Below are 22,949 nucleotides of genomic sequence, written 5' to 3' on the forward strand. Positions count from 1 at the left end.
CTTTAATTTTAACGGGAAAGTTCGTATGTTTCTATTATTTTGTAAAAAAATAGATGCGAATGAATTTCTTCATCCACATCAAAAATTATACAACCAATTAACTTATACCAATAGCTTAAAACATAACTATTAAACTGACAACATAAAAGCTTGTTTTTTTAATTAATGAGAAATTAATTAAAGTTAAAGCTTGTTAAATCAACATTATTTCGAATTCATATTTTACTCATCTATAAGCAGAAAATGGCTTTTTTGACAAAAAAGAGACAAAGAAATAGGAGAAACAAAGGAAAGCTAGAGCAGTATGTGATAAAATTTTTGATAGATTGAAAAATGTTGTATAATAATAATGAGTCAAAAGAGAATGTTAAATTCAAGGAGGTTTTTATAATGAAGAAAATATTAGTAGTTGACGATGAAAAACCAATTTCAGATATTGTTAAATTTAATTTAAGTAAAGAAGGTTATGAAGTTTTTACAGCCTTTGACGGGGAAGAAGCAGTTGAGATGGTAAGTGAGGTTGAACCTGATTTAATCTTATTAGACTTAATGTTACCTAAAATGGATGGTTTAGAAGTTTGTCGTGAAGTACGTAAAAATTACGACACACCAATTATTATGGTCACGGCAAAAGATTCAGAAATTGATAAAGTACTAGGTCTAGAATTAGGTGCTGATGACTATGTAACAAAACCTTTCTCAAATCGTGAATTAGTAGCTCGTGTGAAAGCAAACTTAAGACGTCACGGAAACACATCAGCAAAGGTTGAAGAGGAAAATAACAATGAATTAAACATTGGTGTTTTAACGATTCATCCTGATGCGTATGTGGTTTCTAAACGCGGTGAAACAATCGAATTAACCCACCGTGAATTTGAATTATTACATTATTTAGCGAAGCATATTGGTCAAGTTATGACTCGTGAGCATTTACTACAGACAGTATGGGGTTATGATTATTTTGGTGATGTTCGTACAGTTGATGTTACAGTTAGACGCTTAAGAGAAAAAATCGAGGATAATCCAAGTCATCCAACTTGGTTAGTAACTCGTCGTGGTGTAGGGTATTACTTACGTAACCCTGAGCAAGATTAGAGAGTGGGATAATGATGAAGCAGAAAAAATTACGCTTCTTTTCTTCAGTACACTTTAAAATTGCTTTAGTCTTTGTATTGTTATTGATGATTTCCATTGAAATTATTGGTGCTATTTTTATTCGTGAGTTAGAGTCTTCAACGATTCAAACTTTTGAGGATAACATAACTTCTCAAGTTGATTCTCTAGCAACGAATTTAAGCAGTGAGTTAACCAAATACAAAGAAAACCCGAAAGATAATAACTTAAAACGTACATTGGTTGAGTTTTCTAAAAGTGATATTTTAGAAGCTCGTTTAGTTGATGATAAGGGTATTGTCATTGGAACAAGTGATCCAAGTCTTCAAGGAGATGTTGGGAAAAAGAATGATTACGAATCTTTTAATGCTTACACTCAAAAAAGAGAAGAGCGAAGAGATCCGGTAACTGGGGACCGTGTGTATGTGAATATTCAACAAATCTATTCACCCACAGGAAACGCAGTAATCGGGTTTCTTTATGTTAAAAGTGATATCGAAAGTAAATATCGCCAAGTAAGTGATATTGCTTTAATCTTTTTCTATGCTTCAATGATTGCCCTTATTTTCTCATTGATTATTGCTCTTTTAGTGGCAAGAACAATCACTAAACCAATTGGAGAGATGAAGCAACAAGCAGTTCGGATTGCCAACGGTGATTATTCAAGACAAGTTGAAGTTTACGGAAAAGATGAGTTAGGTCAATTAGGGGAAACCTTTAACGAAGTATCTGCAAGAATTGAAGAAGCTCAAGAAACTATGGATGCTGAAAGACGTCGTTTAGATAGTGTTCTTTCTCATATGACAGATGGTGTTATTGGAACGGATCGTCGTGGAAATATTATTTTAATCAATGATACAGCTTTAAACTTGATGCAAATTAAAATGGAAGATGTTTTAGGAACGTCCATCTTAACTCTTTTAGATATTGAAGAAGATTATACTTTCAGAACTCTTTTAGAAGAACAAGAAGAAATCTTAATTGATTTTTCTGACAAAATCGATGAGGCAATGTTATTAAGAGCTGAATTTTCTATGATTAGGCGTGAGTCAGGTTTTATTAGCGGTTTGGTGTGTGTACTTCATGATGTAACCAAAAAAGAAAAAGACGAAGAAGAACGCCGACAATTCGTATCGAATGTATCTCACGAATTAAGAACACCATTAACAAGTATGAGAAGTTATATCGAAGCTTTAGTGGATGGTGCTTGGCAAGATCCAGAAGTGGCGCCAGCCTTTTTAAAAGTTACTCAAGAAGAAACTAATCGAATGATTCGTATGATTAATGACTTACTTCAATTATCACGAATGGATGCTAATAAAATTGAGCTAAAACGCGAATTAGTTAATTTAAATGAGTTGTTTAATTATGTATTAGACCGTTTTGATATGGTGATAAAAGATAGTGATAAAAATTATGAAATCAAACGTGAATTTACGAAACGTTCTATTTGGGTAGATATTGACACCGACCGTATGATTCAAGTATTTGATAATATTTTAAATAATGCTATGAAATATTCTCCAGCTGGTGGGACTATTACATGTCGCTTACTGGAAACCCATAAAAATGTCATTGTGAGTATATCTGATGAAGGCTTAGGTATTCCAAAACAAAACCTAGGAAAAGTTTTTGACCGATTTTTCCGTGTGGATAAAGCTAGATCAAGAGCCATGGGTGGTTCTGGTTTAGGACTTGCGATTTCAAAAGAATCAGTAAAAGCTCATGGAGGAAATATTTGGGTAGAGAGTGAAGAAAATAGAGGATCAACTTTCTTTATATCACTACCATATGAGCCATATGAGGAGGACTTGTGGGAATGAATCATGTCATAGATCGAATTGTAAAAATTAGCCTTATCTTGATGATCCTACTTAGTCTACTCCTGTCATATAAAATCTGGACCAAACCAGCTAATCGCTCTTTGACGGATAAAGCTAAAGACAATAGCGAAAAAGTCATTCATGCTAAAAAAATGACAGATGTATATGTGCCAACTAAGTTATTTTATCATCAAACTAAAGATAAGTTTTTGTACTCTAATAAAGAGAGTGTGATTTTAGATATTAATGAAAAGATAACTGCTTTTGAGTTTAAAGATGGAAAAGAAATGGATAAAAAAATGGTTCAAGAGGCTCTTTACGCAGGAAACTCTTTTAACTTATTTTTCCCAGAGGCTTTTCCTTTGAAAGTCTATGAAGAAATGAGTCAATTAGATTTAGCTATTCCTAGTAAGATGACTGACTTTATGATGAATCGAATTATTTTTTCACTTGAAAATGATAAAGTTTACTTTGTTAATCATGAACTAACTCAAGGAGTAGAATATGATGTTTCAGGAGACAGTAATTCTATTAAAACATTACTGGAAGATGATAAGAAAAGTAGTTATTTACCAGTTAATTTAACACCAGAAAATGTAGCAGGAGTTTATTATTTACAGGAAGACGTCAAGCTTAAAACTTATAGTTATATTATAGCGACTCAGTCTTTCACTACCTTTTCAAGTGCTTTTTTCAATCAACCAAACGATTTGTACTCTAATGAAAGTGATAACCTAAATTTATTTAATGGTGAGGGAGAGTCTCTTAATATTCATTCCAATACAGGTGAAGTTGCTTATTTTGGTAAGTTAAAAGCAGGAAAAGATAGAGGGAAAAATAGTATCTATTACGATACATTCCAATATGTTGAAAACCTAGGAAACACTTTAGGGACATTGAGATACTTTGATGCTAAAGAGGGAGATATTATCTACCGAAATTACATCGAAGGATTCCCAGTTTTTGGTAAGGATATGAAAGGTCGTTTAGAAGTTGGTGTAAGTAATAAAACGGTTTTTGTTAGAACTAATCAAGAAACAATCCAAGTACCTATCCCGTCTGAGGAAACTGTTACGTTAATTCCAACTGAGCAATTAATTGAAAATCTAACTCTAGCAGGCATTGACTTGTCATTAATTGATGACATTCAAATTGCTTATGAGTGGCAAACTAATGCGGAAACAAAACAAGTGGTGGATTTAGTTCCAGCTTGGTATGTAAAATATGAAGATACATGGTATCCAGCAGCAACCTTAATTGAAAAAGGGGGTGCTGAGTAATGGATTTTAAACGAGTAGAAGGAATTTTTCTTGTTGTTTTCTTGTTTTTAAATATGTTTTTATTTTATGTGTATCAAGAAGGTGAAAAGGATCAAAAGATTGTTTCAACTGGTACAATTTCAGAAAACATTGAAGAGAGATTAAGAGCTGATGATATTGAGGTTCCTCATTCTTTATCAGAAAAAATTGAGCAAGGTTACTATTTATCTGCTGAGGAAACAAATCTTTTCGCTGAGGCAAAAGAATCTTTAAAAAATCAAGAATGGCAAGTAAGTGATAATCAATTAACAAGTAGTTTAGTGACAAAATTTGATAATAATATTTCTGATTCTGACGAGGAAAAAGAAGCGAAGAAATTTGTGTCTCAAAAAGGAAATGTTCTTAATAATTCAGAGTATGTCTTAAGTGAATTTGAAAACCAAAAGGGAGAAAAATATGTATTCCATCAAGAATGGGAAGATATTCCCTTTTACGATGAGACCTCTCAGCTGACTTTAAGATTACAAAAAAATGATTTTGAGCATTTAGAAATTGATAACTATGAGCAAACGCATTTAAGTAATATTGAACCACTTAGAGATCCTCAAAATTTAATTTCTGAAAGAGAAGCTGTGATTAGTTTATATACTAATAATAGGCTACAATCAGGAAATAAAATTAAATCTATTAACTTAGGCTATACAAGGATTTTTACAGTTAGAGAAAAAAATGTGTATATTCCAGCTTGGTTTATTACAGTTGAGACAAATAAAAATAACGTTCAAGTAGAAAGAATTGATGCTTTTTCTAATGCGGTTCTATCAGGTAACGTGTCGGAAGTGAAAAATTAGGAAAAGTATTATATACTAGGTGTCAGTTAAATTAGAAAGGAAGGCCCTTGAAAGCGATGAGTGATTTTAAAATAAGTGTCCTTGCAAGTGGTAGTTCTGGAAATTGCTTGTACGTTGAAACAGGTAAAAAGAAACTATTAGTAGATGCTGGTTTAAGTGGAAAAAAAATAACTACTTTATTAGGACAAATAGACCGAAAACCAGAAGATTTAGATGGAATTTTAGTAACTCACGAACACCGAGATCATATTCACGGAGTTGGAGTACTTGCACGTAAATATAAATTAGATATTTTTGCTAATGAAAAAACATGGCAAGCAATGGAGCCCCTAATTGGAGATGTTCATTTCGAACAAAAAAATATCTTTAATATGGGACAAGTCATGACATTAGGTGATTTAGATATTGAAAGTTTTGGGGTGTCTCATGATGCTGCTGAACCTCAATTTTATCAATTCCATAAAGATAATAAGTCATTTGTTGTCTTAACTGATACTGGCTACTGTAGTGACAGAGTCCGTGGTATTATTAAAAATGCTGACGGTTATCTAATGGAGAGCAATCATGACTTAGGTATGCTTCGAATGGGAAGTTATCCTTGGAGCACTAAACAACGCATATTGAGTGATAAGGGACATTTGTCTAATGAAGACGGGGCTCTTGTAGCAACAGATGTCATTGGAGATAAAACCAAACGAATTTATTTAGGACATTTAAGTCGTGAAAACAACTTAAAAGAAATTGCTCATATGACAATGACAGATGCTTTGATTAAGCATGATGTGGATGTTTATAAACAAGTTAAAGTTTTGGACACAGATCCAGATAAAGCTTGTGACTTATTTGCAATTTAAATAAAAAGAGAAGCTTAAGTAATCAAAATACTTAAGCTTCTCTTTTTTTGTTATTGATTGAAGATACTTTTTTCGCTAGAAGCAGCTTCTTCTTTTTGTTTTTCTTGTTTTTCTAATAATTTACTTGAGTCTTGATCAAGAGTGACGTTAGCAGTTTTTTTAGAACCGTCTCGGTAATAAGTCACTTCTAATTTATCACCAATTTGTTTTTGGTATAAAACAGCTTGGAGTTCAGATCTTGAACTAATTGCTTGACCATCAAGTGCTGTAATGACATCGTATTTTTTGATACCAGCTTTTTCAGCAGGAGAATCTTTTTCCACAGAACCGACAATCACACCGTTTTCTACCTCATTACCTTTAAGGCCTAAAACACTTGCTCTTTCTTCAGAACTAATAGCAGTTAAATCAATCATTGAAACACCAAGCATAGGGCGAACAACAGCTTTACCTTGTTCTAGTTGGTTAATAATTTTAACCACATCGTTACTTGGAATCGCAAATCCCATTCCTTCTGCAGAAACACCAGAAGCAGCTTGAGCAATTTTACTTGAGTTGATACCAATTACTTGGCCGTTAATGTTAACCAAAGCACCACCAGAGTTACCAGGATTAATGGCAGCATCTGTTTGGATAGCATTACTATTAATTAATTGACCATCATCAGTTTGGTTACTAATCATTCTATCTTTTGCAGAAACAATCCCTTGAGAAACTGAGTTAGAGAAACTTGAACCAAGTGGAGACCCCATAGCAAGAGCAGTTTGACCAACTTTCACTTCATCAGAATCAGCAAATTCAGCAACAGCAGTTACATATTCAGAAGGAATTTCAAGAACAGCCAAATCACTATAAACGTCAGTGCCAACAATTTTAGCATCTACTTTTTGTCCACTGTTTAAAAGAATACTTATAGCATCAGCACCAGCAACAACGTGATTATTAGTGACGATATAAGCTTTGTCACCATCTTTACGATAAATGACACCACTACCTTCACTAGCTTCAGCAAGTTGTCCGTCATTTTCTTTACTATCTCCGGCAGGACCAAAAATTCTTTCTAAATCAGATAATTGAGATTGTTGTTTTTGAAGAGTTGTTACAGATACAACAGCGTCAGAAACTTTATTCACAGCTTCAGTTACATCAGTTTTTAAATCAACATTAGTACTTTGAACTTTTGTTTTACCAGTGTCTTTAATTGTTTCAGAAGCTTGTTGTTTATTAGAGTTATTACTATTACTATCAATGACAGAATAACCACCTAATACAAGCATTCCGCCTAAAGCACCAGCAAGTAAAGAAACACCAAAGCGTTTCATGTAAGAATCATTACTACGTTTGTTACGCACAAATTGATTTTTGTCTTGTGCTTTTCTATTTTGTTTTTCAGGGGTAACGTCTTTTCTCATATTTTTCGGTGATTAACACCTTTCCTCCTTTAATTACTTATCTATATTTATTATAATTTGTTTATTGACTATAGTCTAACTCTCAATTTTGAAAAAAAAGTGAAGAACTTTTGTTAAATTACACTTTTTTAACTTAAAAATAATGAATTAACCATGAAAAATGTAGAAATTGAGAAACACAAATTAAGACTTATACACATGGTTTATCCACAAGTTAGTGGATAACTAGGATGAAGAGCCGTAAAAAAGTCATATTAGTGTGGATAAAACTGTGGATGAATGTGTATAACTTTGTGCATAAGTAAAAATAAATGAGAAGGACGAACAATTATGAAAATTAAGATTATTGCAGTAGGAAAATTAAAAGAAAAATATTTAAAACAAGGAATAGCTGAATATGAAAAAAGATTAGGTAAGTACTGTAAGTTTGAAATTATTGAAGTACCTGATGAAAAAGCACCAGAAAACCTAAGCGATGCAGAGATGTTACAAGTAAAAGAAAAAGAAGGGCAAAAAATCTTATCTAAAATCTCAGATGGTGATTATGTTTACGCTCTAGCTATTCAAGGAAAAGAAATCACATCAGAAGGATTTGCAGAACAATTAGATAGTTTGTCAACACGAGGAACAAGTTCATTTGCTTTTGTTATTGGTGGTTCACTAGGTTTATCAGATGAAGTTATGAAACGTAGTAATGCTCAAATTTCATTTGGTAGACTAACTTATCCACACCAATTAATGCGACTTATCTTAACAGAACAAATTTATCGTTGTTTTAGGATAATTAATGGACATGCATATCATAAATGATGAGGTTTTTATAAATCAATAATAAAGCTAGGTTACTAAATAATTATCGATATTATGCTCTATTAAAAGTAATGGAAAATAAAATTATACAGCCTAAACTATAGACAAGATTATGAAAAGGAACAATTTTAATGTTTATAAAAAGTGATTAATAGGTCATCGACTAATCACTTTTTGTATTTTTTAAACCAACTCTTCAATAATTGCTGCTGTTTTTAAGGGTTGGCTAATGGGGAAATGATGTCCAGAAAAAAGAGTAGCAATAACATTAAAATTATTTGGCTTAGTGTAACTTTTATCTTCTGTTCCCCAAATACTGTAAATATTTTCACTTAGAGATAGGTTAAAAGTCAATTCTTGCAGTTTATTATTAAGTAGTAAATTAGTATTTAAAATTCTAGGGGAGCTAAAACTTTTATTTAAATTCTGAAAGTAAGTATCAGGAATTTCTTCTTCTACTGAAAACAACCCTTGTTTCATAAAATGCTTTGATAATTGTTTTGTGCTTGCTGCTTTTAATACTATTCTGTTCATCCAAAGTGGAAGACTAGCCGCTATTTTTTGGACAGGAGGCTGTAATAAAATAAGTTGTTGATTAGGTAATAAAATTTTATTTTCATAAGCATAAAGCAAGAGAGCAGCACCAAAAGAATGACCTATAAATGTTGATTCACTTCCAGTTTCTTGTTGAATTATTTTAATAATATCTAAGTATGAATTTAAAATATTTTTATCTGATTTAAATGGTGAGCGTCCAAATCCAGGTAAATCAACTATCAAAATAGGACGACCAGTTTTTTTGTTTAATTCAATTCCTAATGAAAATAAGTCAGAAGCCTCACTAAGTAAACCATGAACTAAAACAATTGTTTTTCCTAATCCATTTAACGAATAAAAACATGTTTGGTTAATTGATTTTCGTGTAAAGGGTGCAATCTCTCTGTTTCCAAATGTAAGAGTGTAATCAATATCTGCAATTACAAGTGGAAGTGATTCCTTAGCTGATAACTCCTTTACTAAAATAGCTGGGAAATCAGTTGTTACTTGATGATTATTAAATTGTCTTTTAGTCATGAAATTTAAACTTGATTTAGAAACACCAGTTACTCTACTCCCACCAAGTGTCATTACGGTTTTTAAGAGTGGCATAGGTACAACTAATTTAGGTGCTTTCATATTCATCGTATTTGATACGATTGACATCAATTCTGGTAGCTTTATGTCTTCATTTTTATTTTGAACTAAAGTGTAGGTAGCAGATTCGTTGACTGATTTGAGTAAAGAATCAACGATGAAATTTGCTAGCACATCTCGATGAATAACAGGTAAACGATAATCTTCTCTACCAGGAATAATCGGCAGTAAACCTTTTCGAATTATTTTCATAAATAGTCCAAATCCAGCTAATTGCTCAGTTTCTCCAGTGTCTTTATTACCGATAACAGTCGGAGGATTAATAACAATAAGTGGGATATTCTTTTCTAGAGTAATTTGTCTAATTAAAATATCAGCTTGAAATTTCATCTGCTCATAGTAAGAATCATTTAGTAGTAATGGATGAGTTTCTTCAAAAACGTTGAGATCTAACCAGTTATTTGGATTATCAGAAAAAGGACTCATATATCCAACTATATGAATAAATTGTTTTATTCCATTTTTTTATGAATTACTTTTGCTAAATCTGCTACATGTTTAGCTCCATTTAAAAAGGCTGTTTTGGCATCCTCTTTCGTTAAAGTTATATCCATAGGTCCACCACAATGAATAATGGAGTTGCAAGAAAGAGCTATTTCTTTGTCTTTAAAACTTAAACCTAAATTTGGTAAAGTTAAATCTCCAGTAATTAATTGTATTTTAGATTTATTGAATTTTTGTAGATGCTTAGCTTTTTCCTTGTTCCTAACAAGGAGGGGTAAGTTGATATCTTTGTCAGCTAGTTGTTTAACAACCTCTTTACCGATGAATCCTGTAGATCCAATAATTAATACATTCATAATTAAATCTCCTTTTAGTACTGATAAGTACTAATTTAGTTTAAAAAAATTACTCTTAAACGAGTAATTTAAATAATTGTTTAGCTGTAGTTGTTATGATGCTATTATCTTTTTTTATTTCTGCTAAAAATAGAGCTCCTTCTAAATTTGTAATAAACAAGTTAGCAATTTCTTAAGGATTTACCTCTTGTTTAAATTCTTTCTTTTCAATTCCTTCTCTAATCAAATTTTCGCAAATAGAGGTTAGTCCTGTAAAAAAAATAAGCCATTTTTTCTTTTACAGAATTTGCTTCATTAGGAGCTTGAATGGCTAATGTAATGAAAAGACAACCGCCTTGTGAATCTCTACTTTTTTATTCCTGTTGAAAGATTTTCTAGAAAAAGTAAAATTTTCTGTTCAACGGAAAATTTGGTTTGAGAGAGGATAAGTTCTAAATCTTTTTGATAAGAATTAATCCAATAATCAATGGCAGCATCTAAGAGTTCATCTTTATTAGCGAAATGATAATAAACATTGGATTTAGAAACATTGCTAACTTTCACAATTTCATCCATGCTGGTATAAATAAATCCTTTTTCAAAAAATAATCGAGCAGCAACTTCAACGACATGTTCTTTGTTTAATACTTTATGTTTTGTCGTACTAGAACTATATAGTACTAAAAATAAAAATGTAAGGAATTTATTTTCTTTTTTATGGACAAAAATATAATTAAGGAGTAGGTTGGTTAGTAGATAATAAAATCTAAATTAAAATTAGTAATGGAGGTTATATTATGAATCAGATAGATTTTATCAGAGAACAAATAATAAATGATCCTGCTAATCAAAACTTTTTAAAACAGGGATGGCAACCTGTTTTTCTAGCCAACCCAAAAGCAAAAATAGTGATAATTGGTCAAGCACCAGGAATCAAAACACAAGAACGTAAGGAAGTATTTAGAGATAAAAGTGGTGAAAAATTGCGTGAGTGGATGGGTGTATCAGAAGAAATTTTTTATGAGTCAGGAAAAATTTCTGTTTTACCTTTAGATTTTTATTTTCCAGGAAAAGCTAAAGCTGGAGATTTACCTCCAAGGAAAGTTTTTGCTGCTAAATGGCATCCATTGTTACTAAAAGAGATGCCCGATGTGGAATTAATTATCTTGATGGGTTCATATGCCCAAAAATACTATCTTGGTAAAAATGTGCATAAGAATTTAACTGAAACAGTGTTTGCCTATGAAGAATATTTACCAAAATATTTTCCTATTGTTCACTCATCGCCTTTAAATTTTCGCTGGTTTAAGAATAATCCTAATTTTGAAGAAAAGATTGTCCCAGTTCTAAGAGAAAAAGTTCATGAGATATTGGAAAACTAAAAAGACATAGAGTACCTACTACTAATCAGTTATAATACTTGTATATAAAATGGAGGTAACTAATAACAATGAAAAAAATATCTAAACTATTAAAAACTTTACCAGTATTAGTTTTATTGACAGTATTACTCTCAGGATGTACTGATCTTCTTAATTGGGGAAAAGATTTCAAACAGGATTTTAAAGGATTGGACATGGTGATTCAAACTTATGATAATGACTCACAGTTAATTGATTCAATTAAAGGAAAGTCTGTCAAAATTGAAAAAGATACAACTTTTGATCGTAAAGATTCAGAAGGAGAAACAAGAAAAGAATCGAAAGTACTTTCTATCACAGTTGGTGGAGAGAATATGACTCATGTGGGATCTTCTTTAATTGCTTACGAAGACGGTATGACCAATGTCTTTGAAGAATATGCTAAAACAGTTAAAATTGATAACCAAAACAAGTCGGTTCCAATGTTAAATAGCATGGTAAATGAATTTCAAAATGATTTTACAGGAAAATCAAAAACTATCTTAATTAGAAGTCAAAATGGTTCACCACTGGCAACCTTTACGGGAGATAGTATTCGAATGTCAGACACAGATGTCCCATCATCAACTAATTTTTTAATTGATGGAAAACGTCTGTTTGTTTACCGATGCGATTATACAGTTTATGATAATAAATTACTGCTGGAAAACTAGTAAAAACTATTCCTCACATTGATATACTCCCTTTAAAAGTAGACACTAGAAAAACAAAAATTTCTAGACTATTTTAAAGGGAGTTTTTTTCTATGACCAAAAGAATTAAGTTTACATTTAGCTAAATGCTAATTTCATTGACACTGTACCATCTACGACTTTTAGAAACTAAATCTAAAAACATTTAACATAATTTTATTTTGAAAATCTAATAAATTCAAAATATCTTTTTCCGTCGTTTCCTTTATCCCTCTATTTTATCCCAAAAGATTTTTTTAATTCGCAGTTGATACAATACAACTAACAGACTTATTGCACCTAAAATTACCACATTAAGGAACCTAGGATCATCTACTGTGCTTGTTACAGTATAAAGAAGGAAGATACTAATTCCACCTATAATCATGGTTCCAAACATAGTTCCCATAATTTTAAAAGTACCTGAACCTCGGTTAAATAATTGGTTGATATTAGTCCAATTAAGTGAGAGATGTCTCCAATCATCACGAATAAAATGAGAAGTACCTACTAAGCAACCCATAAAAGCACCGAAGATTAAGGCGATAATTAAAATAATTGACAATTTTAACACTAAACCGCCTACTAACATAATCAAAAAGAGTGAGACAAATTGGACCGCAAAAGCAAAATAGTATTTCAGTTTAATATAGTTTTTAAAAGAAATAGGTAAGGACTTAATAAACATTAGGTTATCTTGGTCTAAAGAGATAATCACACTTGCTAAAGAATTAATTCCTAATGTCATTATGGCAAAAATGATTCCCATAACAAAGAATAAAGCAAAGTAATGAGTCCCTAATTCGGCTAAAAATTCGGTGCCATTCGCAAAAAATGGGAAAATAATAACTATTGGAAAGATAAATAAACCTGACAAAATTTGCAGTTGTAGCGTTGGATTTTTAATTAAACTAAAATGATAAGAAATTAGTTGTTTTCTTAATGATTTATAGACTGTTTTTTTCTTTTTTTGAGTATTTGTTGTTACTTGATTTCTGATTTTAGGTAGTGTTTTTTCTTTAATTAACATACCAAACAAGGCAACTAAGGCAACAATAATTAGAAATCCTATTAGTGCATCTAAAGAAAATGGTGCCACAATTAATTGATGAAATGGTTTTAATATAGAAATTACTTGTTGGTCTTTCAACTGGCTCATATCACTAATTGTTGATTGCTTTTGGTTCATATACAGAATACCAACTAACATTCCTACTGTTGGAATAAACATGAGTAGTGTTGTTAATGTTGTTTTAAACTTTTGAAACACCTTGGTCTGAATTAACAGTGAAACAAAATAAGTGACTAACTCTAAATAAAGGATAAAAAACAAAACGAACAAAAGTAAGCTAAATGGTAACATTAAGAAAATTGAAATTGAACTTCTAAATGCTGTTAAGATAAATAATGCCAAAATTGGTAGCATAAATGGAATAATAAAAAATCCCACAGATAAAAACTTAGCTAAAAAAACACTTCGCTCGGAAAAAGGTAAAGGTAAATAATCTTCAATGTCTTTACTATCAAAATAGACATTATAAACAACAAAGACACCTTGAGAAAATCCTAAAATACTAAATATGCCTAAATAATAAGTAAAGTATCCAGGAAACTGACTAAAATTAATCATAAACATGTTCATGCCATAAACAAAAGTAAATATACAACTTAGCATCACTTGTTGAATCATAATACTTTTAAAAATTTCATCTCCTTGTTTTCCCTTTTTTCTAAGTTGAGCTGTTACTTGAGGATTGGCATATATTAAATTCACTTTAAACAAAGAAAGTAATTGTCTTTTAAAGAGTGTCATCAACATTCAACTCCTTCTCTTCTTGTTTGCGTCCAGCCATCTCTAAATAAATCGTTTCAAGTGATTCCTCTGGATATTCTTTCAACAAGTCTTCAACAGAGCCGTTATAAATCAATTCACCTTTCTTCAAGATTGCTAACTCATCACATAACTGCTCAGCCGTATCTAAATTATGTGTCGAGAAAATAACCGTGTTTCCTTGAGCTGCATGTTCTCGCATAAGTTGTTTTAAATCAAAAGCTGCTTGTGGATCTAATCCTTGCATTGGTTCATCCAAAATCCAAATATCTGGATTAGATAAAAGAGCACCAATGACAATTACTTTTTGCCTCATCCCATGAGAAAAACTATCGATTTCATTATTAACTTGCTGTCTAATTTCAAAAAGTGATGCTAAGTTATTTATTTTCTGATTTTTTTCTACTTCACTTAAATCAAAAGCTGCAGCGACTAAGTTCCAATATTCCATTGCAGTTAGTTGTAAAAACATATTAGGTGTATCAGGAACATAACCTATTCTTTTCTTAATTTCTAAACGATTTTCCTTTAATGACTTACCATCAACGGTAATCTCACCAGATGTCGGCATAATAATACTTACCAAACTTTTAATTGTGGTTGATTTACCAGCCCCGTTATGACCTAAAAAACCAAATATTTTCCCCTCCGGTATTGTTAATGTTAAACCTTTTAACGCTTCCTTTGTTCCATATTTTTTCTGTACATTTTCGAATATAATCATATTAAACAACCCCATTTTTCGAATTTATTACCTAATATTATACACTTTCTAGGCAATAAATGACATTTGTTGTCAAAAAAATCAAAAAAGAAACTCAAACAGATTACTAATTCTTTCTGTTTAAGTTTCTATACATTCTTGTTCAGTTTTCTACTTGACGGGAAGTAGTTCATATTAGTTTGAGGAATATTTTATTTTTTTATAAATAAAAGTAATTAACGTAGCAATCAACAAACTAAATAAGATAATACCAATTAAAGTAATAGCTAGTGCCATTAGAGAGTCTCCATAATTTTTTAAATAACTAGCAGAGTTAAGTAAGATTAAAAGTGAGATAGCTGCTATTACAATAAAAGTTAGATAAAATAATAGATTGTTTTTTTGTTTATTGTAATTAGTGACATCTTTACTTAGATTACCTCGATTAAAAAAATCGAATCCATGCATATCATCCTGTTTAGGGTTTAGTCGATCTAAATCTGACTTTTTCATTATCCATCTCCTTTTAATCACGTTTATGAGTCATTGATAACTTTCGTAAGACATCTTCGTTTGTTATGTAATAGCCACTTGTTTGCCGTTCTATAATCTGCTCATCAACTAATTTTTTGAGTAATCTTGATACATGGCGATAACTTAAACCTAATGTTTCAGATACATCTCTTAAGTTATCTTGGAAATGATGTTTATAAGAGCCATCTAAAATATAGCTACAAAGCCTTTCCTCACCAGAAAACAATGCAGTTGATAAATAGTTATTTGAACTATCTTGAAGTTTTATCGTTTGCAAGAGCTTTGATTCAAAAAATTTAAAACAAGTTAAACTTGCTGTCTACTATATTCTAATCTGAATAGTTAGAATTTGAAAGAAAAAGACGATTGTTTTAGTGATAGAATGTTTTACAGTCAGTTAAAATTTCGATAGACTGTGAGTAAAGGTTTATAAGGAGTTGTTTTGATGACAGAGACTGACAAACAATTATTAAAAGAATTTCAAGTGTCTTGGGCACAACATAAATATTGGGTGATGTCACGCACTCAACAAGCATATAATCAAATACGAGAGCTCGCTAAAGGTAATAAATGGAATCAAGAAAAGAATGAAACATATGAAACTCTTTTAAAAGATTTAGAAACTACAGAACCAACAGAAAAAACCTTAAGAAATGCTTACCAACATATTTGGGGGTATTTCAAAAAAGAAGCAACATTAAAAGAAATCCACACTTATATAGAATTAATAAAGAAATCACCTATAGATAGTAAGGAATTAGAAGTTTTTTTAAAAGAATTAGCGAAAAAATACGAGAAAAAATATCTCTTGAATATGAGATGGCCTTTGTCTTAATTAAATAATTAGTAAAAATCCTTAGAGTTTTCTGAGGATTTTTTTATTGAGTCCATACAAAAAGCCAGATAGTGACATTTTCTTAATCAATTATTTGATAAAATAAGGAGAACAAAGGAGTGGTGCTAATGATGATTGAACCGAACAAGTTAGAGATAAAAGTATCTAATATTTTTTCTTGAGATGAAATATTAGTTTACTTAAATCGAGAGCCAAATGAAGTAATGTATAAGATTAATGATAAAACATTACGCCGAGCCTTTAAGTTAGAAGAAAAAATTTATTTATGTGATATTTCTTTTAATGAAAGAAAAAATGTCATTGAAGTCACGTTATTAAATGATGTTCACTGGAGTCAAATTGAGCAAACTATGGTTATTAATTTTATGGTCGAGTGCCGTATTTAGAAGAAGCGGAACTTAAAAATATCATTGAAGACGTGAAAAAACGTATGGCAGAAATTAACTAAAATCATAAAAAGAGAGTCGAATAATAAAATGAAGAAAAAATGGTTTGTTGTCTTATTAAGTATTAGCATTCTTTTAACTGGATGTGGAACTAATTCCAAATCTGAAAAGAAAGCAAGTGATACAACTGAAGCAAAAACACTTCAAATGATGGAAATCAATGAAATTCCTAGTATGGATTCAAGAAAAGCTTTTGACGGAGGAAGTTTCATAGCTATTACTCAAGTTATGGAAGGATTATATAATTTAGATGAGAAGGATCAATTAGTACCAGGTGTTGCGACAGAATTACCAACAATTAGTGAAGACGGATTAGTCTATAAAATCCCATTAAGAGAGGATGCCTACTGGTCTAATGAGGAACAAGTCACAGCTGATGATTTTGTTTACGCTTGGCAACAAATTGTTGATCCAAAATCAGGTGCAACAGGTGCATTTTTATTACTAGATGTGGTAAAAAATGCGACAGAAATTAATCAAGGAAAAGTAGCAGTTGATGAATTAGGAATTAAGGCAGTTAGTAAATACGAGCTTGAAATAACCTTAGAACATCCAGTTCCTTATTTTACATCAATGTTAACTTTTCCAACTCTATTTCCTTTGAATAAAAACTACGTTGAGAAACAGGGAGAGAAATACGCTCAAGACAGCGAGCACTTAATTTATAATGGTGTTTTTAAATTAGCGGATTGGAAAGGTAGTAATCAAACTTGGAGTTATGAACAAAATAATCATTTTAGCCCTGTGACCAAAAAAGATTTTAGAGATGAAAAACCACTTGTTAATGAGTTTAATCCAAAATAAGGAACTCAAATTTGGCAAAAATTCTCAAGTAAATCAGGCACAAAGGAAGTTAATTTAACCTTACTTGCTTCAGATCAAGACGAAAACAAACACATTACAGAATTTATTCAATTTAGTTTAGAGAGGATTCTTCCAAATACTAAGATCACTATTGAATTGATGCCAGAAAAAAACTTATTGGAAAGAAGAGAAAAAGGAGATTTCGATTTAATTTTAAATCGTGTAGGACCAGATTTCCAAGACCCATTAACTTTTATGAATCAATATATGTCAACTTCTGATAGTAATGTGGCTAGTTATCAAAATAAATCCTATGATGAATTATTAAAAGAAGCAGAAAAACTTGCGACACAACTTGAAGAGCGTTGGAATAAACTAGTAGAAGCAGAAGATTTGTTACTAAAAGATGCTGGGGTTATCCCGATTTATCAATCAGCTAATACTGCACTTCAAAGACCGACATATAATGGCTTAATTCACCATTGATAAGTGCCATAAAAAGAGAAAGAGGACGTGGATTGTTTTGCTGAAAAATTTGTTACTGCTAAATATCCATTATTAAGTGGTCCACGAACATCAGGGGACGGTTATTATGAAGCAGTCGTACAAGACCCAGAAGAAAATTTAATAGAATTAACAACGGATTAGATACTTTGATTAAATTCAAAGTATTTTTTTGTTGTTTTATGAAAATAATTTTCTTTTAAAATATATTGATAAAATTATTTTCTTGTGTTATATTTTTAACTGAAAGCGATAACAATGATTGGAGGGAGTAAATTGATTGAAAATATATCTCTTGAAGAACTTGAAAAATATTTAGGGAAAAGAGATACTCCGAAAGATTTTAAAGAATTTTGGAATTCGCAAATAAAAAAAGTTGGTACTATAACTGAATATAAAGTAAACAAAAAGAATTTTGATGTAGACTTTGTAGATTGTTCTGATTTAACTTTTAAAAGTTTAAATGGTTCGTTGATTTATGCAAAATATTTGAAGCCTAAAACAAAAAATAAAGTACCAGTTCTTTTTCATTTTCATGGTTATCAAGGAAGAAGTAGTGATTGGTCAGAGTATTTTAAATATATTTTAGCAGGATTTGCAGTTGTGGCGATGGATGTTAGAGGTCAAGCAGGTCAGTCGACAGATTGTGGCATTTTTTCAGGTAATACAGTTAAGGGACAACTGATAAGAGGTATGACTGAAGGAAGAGAAAATCTATTTTTTAAAGAAATTTTCTTAGATGTCTATCAATTAATAGAGTTAGTAGCAAACTTTGATGAAATTGATGAAAAAAATATGATTACACTAGGAGCTTCTCAAGGAGGAGCATTAGCAATAATCGGAGGTGCTTTAAATCCTAAAATCAATAAAATTATAAGTATCTATCCATTTTTATCAGATTTTAAAAGAGTTTTAGATTTAAAATTAACCTGTGAACCTTATGATGAATTATTTAGATATTTTAAATATACAGATCCTTTGTATAGAACAGAGGATTCCGTTTTAAAAGCTTTAGATTATATTGATGTAAAAAATTTTGCTACTTTTATTAAGGGAGATTTAAAGCTTATAACTGGCTTAAGAGATGAAATTTGTGCACCTTCTACACAGTATGCTTTTTACAATAGGGTAGAAGGGAAAAAAGAACATCTTATTTTACCAGAGTATGGTCATGAAGCTTTGAATGTAGAAATGAATGATTTAATAATGAATTGGATAACAGGTGGGAGAATTGGAGAGAATTAAAATGAAAATTTTAGAAGAAATAAATAAAGGCTTAATAGTATCATGTCAAGCCCTAGAAAACGAACCTTTGCATAGCTCATTTATTATGTCAAGAATGGCAAGAGCAGCAAAAGAGTCTGGTGCAATAGGTATAAGAGCAAATTCTGTAGTAGATATTCAGGCAATAAAAGACACTATTTCTTTACCAATTATTGGAATAATTAAGCAAGAATACTCTGACAGTGATGTATTTATTACGCCAACTTTAAAAGAAGTAAGAGCAGTTTGTGCAACTGGAGTAGAGATAGTTGCAATGGATGCAACAGTTAGGAAAAGACCGAATGATGAGAAATTAGATGAGATTGTTTCTATCATACGAGATGAATATCCAGATGTTTTACTAATGGCTGATTCAGCAAGTTTAGCAGATGTTGCTTACGCAGAAGAATTAGGTTTTGATTTTATTGGAACAACACTTTACGGGTATACAGAAGATACTAAAGGAGAAAACATAGCTGATAATGATTTCAAACATTTGAAAGATGTGCTGAATCAAACCAAGCTTCCAGTAATTGTAGAAGGGAAGATCGATACTCCGCAAAAAGCTAGGAGAGCCATTGAATTAGGAGGATATAGTGTTGTTTGTGGTGGGGCGATTACAAGACCACAAGAAATAACTAAACGTTTTATTGATGAAATCGAACAAATTAAGTAAGGGGTGGGGAAATAATGGAATTAAAAACAAAGAAAAAAAAATTTGGAGAAGAATTTAAAGAATCATTAACAGGTTATTTATTTGTGGGGCCTCAATTAATATTATTCTTATTATTTATTGTATATCCAGTTTTTGAAGGCTTTAAAATGAGTCTTTATAGACAAACTTATACAGAGGATATTTTTGTTGGTTTAGATAATTATAAGGAATTATTTGCAGATCCAGTTTTTATGAAATCAGTTTTTAATACCGTCATATTTGTTGTAGCCATTGTTTTTTTAACTATCGTATTTGGGTTATTTGTTGCTACAACAGTTTACGATAAATCATCGAAGTATATCTCTTTTATACGAGGTAGTTTTTATTTACCTGTTATGGTATCTATGGTAGTTATGAGTATGGTGTGGAATTTTTTATTAAATCCAGCTAACGGATTAATCAGTTATTTACTTGGAAATGCGGGTGTTGAAGAAGTTAATCTTTTGGGAAGTTCTACTTGGGTAATGCCTACTATTATTTTCGTTACATTTGTTGGAAATGTTGGGCAGTCTATTATCTTATATATTGCAGCTATGATTGGTATTCCAGAAGATTATTTCGAAGCAGCCCAAATTGATGGTGCTACGAGATGGCAAAGAATGACCAAAATACTTGTTCCACTAGTAAGACCTACGACTCTTTATTTGATAGTTATTAACATTATTGCTGTGTTAAAAATATTTGTCGTAATTCAGTTATTAACAGGTGGCGGACCTAATAATTCTTCAGTTACTATGATGTATTATTTATATCAAAATGCGTTTGTTTATAACAATACAGGTGTAGCAGCAGCAGTAGGAGTTATCATGTTTATTGTGGCTTTACTACTTTCAGTTCCACAGTTTAAAGCATTTGGAGATAAAAAATAAGGAGGGTGAATAATGAAAGCGTTTAAACGATTTAAAGCTATGGAACGTTATGACAAAATAACGAATATTATTGTTTTTATCTTAGCGTTGTTGAGCTTGTTTCCTATTTATTGGTTGATTACCAATTCATTTAAAACATCTGCAGATATTTATAAAATGCCACCAGAGATACTTCCTAAAAGTTTATACTTAGGGAATTTTAAGGAACTATTCCAGAATCAACCTGCATTAAAGTGGACGTTTAATAGTTTCTTTGTATCGATTGTAACAACGATTTTGAGTGTTATTTTATCATCAGCAGCAGCTTATGCTTTTGCAAAATTAAATTTTAAAGGAAAAAAGATTTTGTTTGCAATGTTTATAGCATCTTTAATGGTTCCAAAAGAAACTTTTATTGTTCCGTTGTTTAAGATAGTAGTAGCTTTTGACTGGGTGGATACATATCAGTCATTAATTATACCTAACTTAGCTATGTGCTTTGGTGTGTTTATGTTGAAATCATTCTTTGAATCAATACCTGATTCTATTAGAGAATCTGCAAAATTAGACGGCGCAAGCGAATGGTACATTTTTTGGAAACTAATGCTACCTATTGCAAAACCAGGGATTGGCGCATTATTTATTTTAAACTTTGTCACATTTTGGAATGACTATCTATGGCAATTACTTATGGCGAGAAGTAAGGGGATGAATACCTTAACTGTAGGAGTTGCAGGACTAATGCAGGAAATTAATCCTAATATTGGTTTGAGAGTAGCAGGTGCAGCTGTAGCCGCTCTACCAATGATTATTGTGTTTATTATGTTCCAAAAATATTTTACTAAAGGAATAGCAGCGGGAGCTGTAAAAGAATAAAGGAGAGAAGAAAATGAAGAAAAAAGTATTAAGCACGTTATTAGTTGTTGGAGCGGTAGGATTATTACTTACTGGTTGCGGTAAAGGAAAAGAAGAAAAAAATAAAGAAGTTGCTAAAGGTGAGTCACAAGAAATTGAAGTGTGGCTAACACCACAATGGAAAGGTATCCAGGATCCATCAGAAGAAGGAGCTGATTATGATAGTTTCTTTAAAGAGGCTGCTAAACGATATAATGAGAAAAACCCTGATGTTAAAGTTAATGTGCAAGTTATTCCTGGAGAACAGCGATCTGACAAATTAAGTGTAGCTATTCAAACGAAAACATTACCAGATGTATTTTTTGACTCAAGTTTTGCTTTAAGTGAATATGCTCATATGGGTGTTTTAGCACCATTAGACGATATTGTGGATGAGGAAAGCCAAAAAGATATTGCACCAGCTATTTGGGATAACGTTACAATCAATGATAATGTATATTTCTATCCATTTGGTCATAATCCTGGAACATTAGCATATAATGCAGATATGTTTAAGGAAGCAGGCTTAGACAAATATGTTGGTGGTGAACATGATATTATTACTTGGAGTTTGGATGATTTTTCAACAATCTTAAAAACGTTAAAAGAAAAAAATAGTGATGTAGCACCTATGGGATTATTCGCTAAGAATAATCAAGGTGATACTTGGAATATGTCTTATATGAGAATGTTTGGAAACCCATTTTTCGATAAAGAAGGAAATATTGTCGTTAATGAAGAAACTGGTGAAAAAGCATTGACATTTATCAATGATATTAGAGAAAAAGGATATACAACAAAGGGTGCAGAATCATTAACAAGTAACGATGTAAATGCGATGTTCCAAAATAAACAAACAGCTATTAACTTTACAAATAGTGTTCTATTTTCAGGAATTCAAAAAGATATGAGTGATGGGAAAGTAGAAAAATTTGATATGCGATTAGCGAATATCCCAGGTGAGAAAAAACCAGTGTCATTCACTTATGTAACAAGTTCTGTTGTATTTAATACAGGTGATGAAGGTAAGATGGCAGCAGCAAAAGATTTTGTTAAGTTCTATTCTACAGATCCTGAATTAGTGAAGGCATCTAAAAATACACTTCCAGTAAGAGAAAGTGTATCAAAAGAAGTATCATCAGAATTACCATATCTTGAAGCCTACAATAAAAATTCTGATAATGTTATCAACTTTTCTAACAATACGCCAGGTTATGCAGAGTTAAGAAATGCTTTCTTCCCGGAATTACAAGCTGTGTTTACAGGTGCCAAAACTCCTAAAGAAGCTTTGGACAATTTTACAGAGCAAGGAAATAGAATTATAGAAACAAATAAAAGTAAATCAGTAATTTTAAAGTAAGGTG

At 31.2% G+C, this 22,949-nt stretch carries 25 protein-coding genes and 1 pseudogene; 18 read left to right on the forward strand and 8 right to left on the reverse strand.

What is annotated here, in order from left to right; genetic code table 11:
• Positions 1-390: 390 nt before the first annotated feature.
• Genes yycF through DFR54_RS09725 form a run of 5 tightly spaced genes read left to right on the forward strand, consistent with a single transcriptional unit; the run spans position 391 to position 5,900 of the window.
• Positions 391-1,095, forward strand: coding sequence for a response regulator YycF (gene yycF / locus DFR54_RS09705; RefSeq protein WP_086342136.1), 705 nt, complete (start codon positions 391-393; stop codon positions 1,093-1,095).
• Between the two features lie 14 nt (positions 1,096-1,109).
• Positions 1,110-2,936 carry a cell wall metabolism sensor histidine kinase WalK gene (gene walK, locus DFR54_RS09710; protein ID WP_114290128.1) on the forward strand — a complete coding sequence of 609 codons (1,827 nt, stop codon included), beginning with the start codon at positions 1,110-1,112 and terminating at the stop codon, positions 2,934-2,936.
• On the forward strand, positions 2,933-4,216 hold the full coding sequence (locus DFR54_RS09715) for a YycH family regulatory protein (protein ID WP_114290051.1): 1,284 nt from the start codon (positions 2,933-2,935) through the stop codon (positions 4,214-4,216). The genes walK and DFR54_RS09715 overlap by 4 nt, the downstream gene beginning before the upstream one ends.
• Positions 4,216-5,046: a two-component system regulatory protein YycI gene (locus DFR54_RS09720; protein WP_114290052.1), complete on the forward strand. Its 831-nt coding sequence runs from the start codon at positions 4,216-4,218 to the stop codon at positions 5,044-5,046. The genes DFR54_RS09715 and DFR54_RS09720 overlap by 1 nt, the downstream gene beginning before the upstream one ends.
• A gap of 56 nt (positions 5,047-5,102) precedes the next feature.
• Entirely contained in the window at positions 5,103-5,900 is a 798-nt protein-coding gene (locus tag DFR54_RS09725; RefSeq protein ID WP_086342140.1) for an MBL fold metallo-hydrolase, read from the forward strand.
• A gap of 50 nt (positions 5,901-5,950) precedes the next feature.
• On the opposite strand, the gene DFR54_RS09730 is transcribed toward DFR54_RS09725, so the two are convergent.
• Positions 5,951-7,312, reverse strand: a complete 1,362-nt coding sequence (locus DFR54_RS09730) for a S1C family serine protease (protein ID WP_114290053.1) — start codon at positions 7,310-7,312, stop codon at positions 5,951-5,953.
• Positions 7,313-7,642: 330 nt separating this feature from the next.
• Here DFR54_RS09730 and rlmH point away from each other — a divergent pair, with 330 nt between their 5' ends.
• Entirely contained in the window at positions 7,643-8,122 is a 480-nt protein-coding gene (gene rlmH, locus DFR54_RS09735; RefSeq protein WP_114290054.1) for a 23S rRNA (pseudouridine(1915)-N(3))-methyltransferase RlmH, read from the forward strand.
• Positions 8,123-8,305: 183 nt separating this feature from the next.
• Here the strand turns inward: rlmH and DFR54_RS13475 are convergent, their stop codons facing one another.
• From DFR54_RS13475 to DFR54_RS13405, 3 genes are all read right to left on the reverse strand, one after another.
• Positions 8,306-9,742, reverse strand: a complete 1,437-nt coding sequence (locus DFR54_RS13475) for an alpha/beta fold hydrolase (protein WP_282957106.1) — start codon at positions 9,740-9,742, stop codon at positions 8,306-8,308.
• 26 nt (positions 9,743-9,768) lie between these two features.
• Positions 9,769-10,116: an SDR family oxidoreductase gene (locus DFR54_RS13480; RefSeq protein WP_282957107.1), complete on the reverse strand. Its 348-nt coding sequence runs from the start codon at positions 10,114-10,116 to the stop codon at positions 9,769-9,771.
• A gap of 345 nt (positions 10,117-10,461) precedes the next feature.
• Positions 10,462-10,671: a TetR/AcrR family transcriptional regulator gene (locus DFR54_RS13405; RefSeq protein WP_240929140.1), complete on the reverse strand. Its 210-nt coding sequence runs from the start codon at positions 10,669-10,671 to the stop codon at positions 10,462-10,464.
• A gap of 221 nt (positions 10,672-10,892) precedes the next feature.
• Here DFR54_RS13405 and DFR54_RS09750 point away from each other — a divergent pair, with 221 nt between their 5' ends.
• A complete protein-coding gene (locus tag DFR54_RS09750; protein ID WP_114290055.1) occupies positions 10,893-11,477 on the forward strand; it encodes a uracil-DNA glycosylase family protein in 585 nt (194 codons plus the stop codon).
• Between the two features lie 68 nt (positions 11,478-11,545).
• Positions 11,546-12,169, forward strand: a complete 624-nt coding sequence (locus DFR54_RS09755) for a DUF5052 family protein (RefSeq protein WP_114290056.1) — start codon at positions 11,546-11,548, stop codon at positions 12,167-12,169.
• Positions 12,170-12,413: 244 nt separating this feature from the next.
• On the opposite strand, the gene DFR54_RS09760 is transcribed toward DFR54_RS09755, so the two are convergent.
• The 4 genes from DFR54_RS09760 to DFR54_RS09775 all read right to left on the reverse strand — a co-directional run bounded on the left by DFR54_RS09760 (position 12,414) and on the right by DFR54_RS09775 (position 15,532).
• On the reverse strand, positions 12,414-14,000 hold the full coding sequence (locus DFR54_RS09760; protein ID WP_114290057.1) for a hypothetical protein: 1,587 nt from the start codon (positions 13,998-14,000) through the stop codon (positions 12,414-12,416).
• A complete protein-coding gene (locus tag DFR54_RS09765; protein ID WP_114290058.1) occupies positions 13,987-14,742 on the reverse strand; it encodes an ABC transporter ATP-binding protein in 756 nt (251 codons plus the stop codon). The genes DFR54_RS09760 and DFR54_RS09765 overlap by 14 nt, the downstream gene beginning before the upstream one ends.
• Before the next feature lie 174 nt (positions 14,743-14,916).
• On the reverse strand, positions 14,917-15,234 hold the full coding sequence (locus DFR54_RS09770; protein WP_114290059.1) for a hypothetical protein: 318 nt from the start codon (positions 15,232-15,234) through the stop codon (positions 14,917-14,919).
• 13 nt (positions 15,235-15,247) lie between these two features.
• The gene (locus DFR54_RS09775) at positions 15,248-15,532 is read right to left on the reverse strand and encodes a helix-turn-helix domain-containing protein (RefSeq protein ID WP_114290060.1); all 285 of its coding nucleotides are present in this window, start codon (positions 15,530-15,532) and stop codon (positions 15,248-15,250) included.
• A gap of 168 nt (positions 15,533-15,700) precedes the next feature.
• Here DFR54_RS09775 and DFR54_RS09780 point away from each other — a divergent pair, with 168 nt between their 5' ends.
• The 10 genes and pseudogenes from DFR54_RS09780 (at position 15,701) to DFR54_RS09825 (ending at position 22,945) form a co-directional block, all read left to right on the forward strand.
• Entirely contained in the window at positions 15,701-16,090 is a 390-nt protein-coding gene (locus tag DFR54_RS09780) for a DUF1722 domain-containing protein (protein WP_114290061.1), read from the forward strand.
• Between the two features lie 224 nt (positions 16,091-16,314).
• Positions 16,315-16,497, forward strand: coding sequence for a hypothetical protein (locus tag DFR54_RS09785; RefSeq protein ID WP_114290062.1), 183 nt, complete (start codon positions 16,315-16,317; stop codon positions 16,495-16,497).
• 90 nt (positions 16,498-16,587) lie between these two features.
• Positions 16,588-17,361: an ABC transporter substrate-binding protein gene (locus tag DFR54_RS09790; RefSeq protein ID WP_114290063.1), complete on the forward strand. Its 774-nt coding sequence runs from the start codon at positions 16,588-16,590 to the stop codon at positions 17,359-17,361.
• 9 nt (positions 17,362-17,370) lie between these two features.
• Entirely contained in the window at positions 17,371-17,847 is a 477-nt protein-coding gene (locus DFR54_RS09795) for an ABC transporter substrate-binding protein (protein ID WP_114290064.1), read from the forward strand.
• 15 nt (positions 17,848-17,862) lie between these two features.
• Positions 17,863-18,009 (forward strand): annotated as a pseudogene (locus tag DFR54_RS09800) (VOC family protein); the annotation flags it as partial.
• A gap of 132 nt (positions 18,010-18,141) precedes the next feature.
• A complete protein-coding gene (locus DFR54_RS09805) occupies positions 18,142-19,110 on the forward strand; it encodes an acetylxylan esterase (protein ID WP_170126954.1) in 969 nt (322 codons plus the stop codon).
• Positions 19,106-19,804 carry an N-acetylmannosamine-6-phosphate 2-epimerase gene (locus DFR54_RS09810; protein WP_114290129.1) on the forward strand — a complete coding sequence of 233 codons (699 nt, stop codon included), beginning with the start codon at positions 19,106-19,108 and terminating at the stop codon, positions 19,802-19,804. Before DFR54_RS09805 ends, DFR54_RS09810 begins: the two co-directional genes overlap by 5 nt.
• Before the next feature lie 14 nt (positions 19,805-19,818).
• Positions 19,819-20,712, forward strand: a complete 894-nt coding sequence (locus tag DFR54_RS09815; protein ID WP_114290066.1) for a carbohydrate ABC transporter permease — start codon at positions 19,819-19,821, stop codon at positions 20,710-20,712.
• A 12-nt stretch (positions 20,713-20,724) separates the two neighbouring features.
• Complete coding sequence (locus tag DFR54_RS09820; protein ID WP_227276627.1) at positions 20,725-21,567, forward strand: carbohydrate ABC transporter permease; 843 nt, start codon at positions 20,725-20,727, stop codon at positions 21,565-21,567.
• Positions 21,568-21,580: 13 nt separating this feature from the next.
• Positions 21,581-22,945 (forward strand): ABC transporter substrate-binding protein, encoded by a 1,365-nt coding sequence (locus DFR54_RS09825; protein ID WP_114290067.1) that lies wholly within the window; start codon positions 21,581-21,583, stop codon positions 22,943-22,945.
• The last annotated feature ends 4 nt before the right edge of the window (positions 22,946-22,949 follow it).

The organism is Vagococcus fluvialis (genome assembly GCF_003337315.1).
Lineage (GTDB): Bacteria > Bacillota > Bacilli > Lactobacillales > Vagococcaceae > Vagococcus > Vagococcus fluvialis.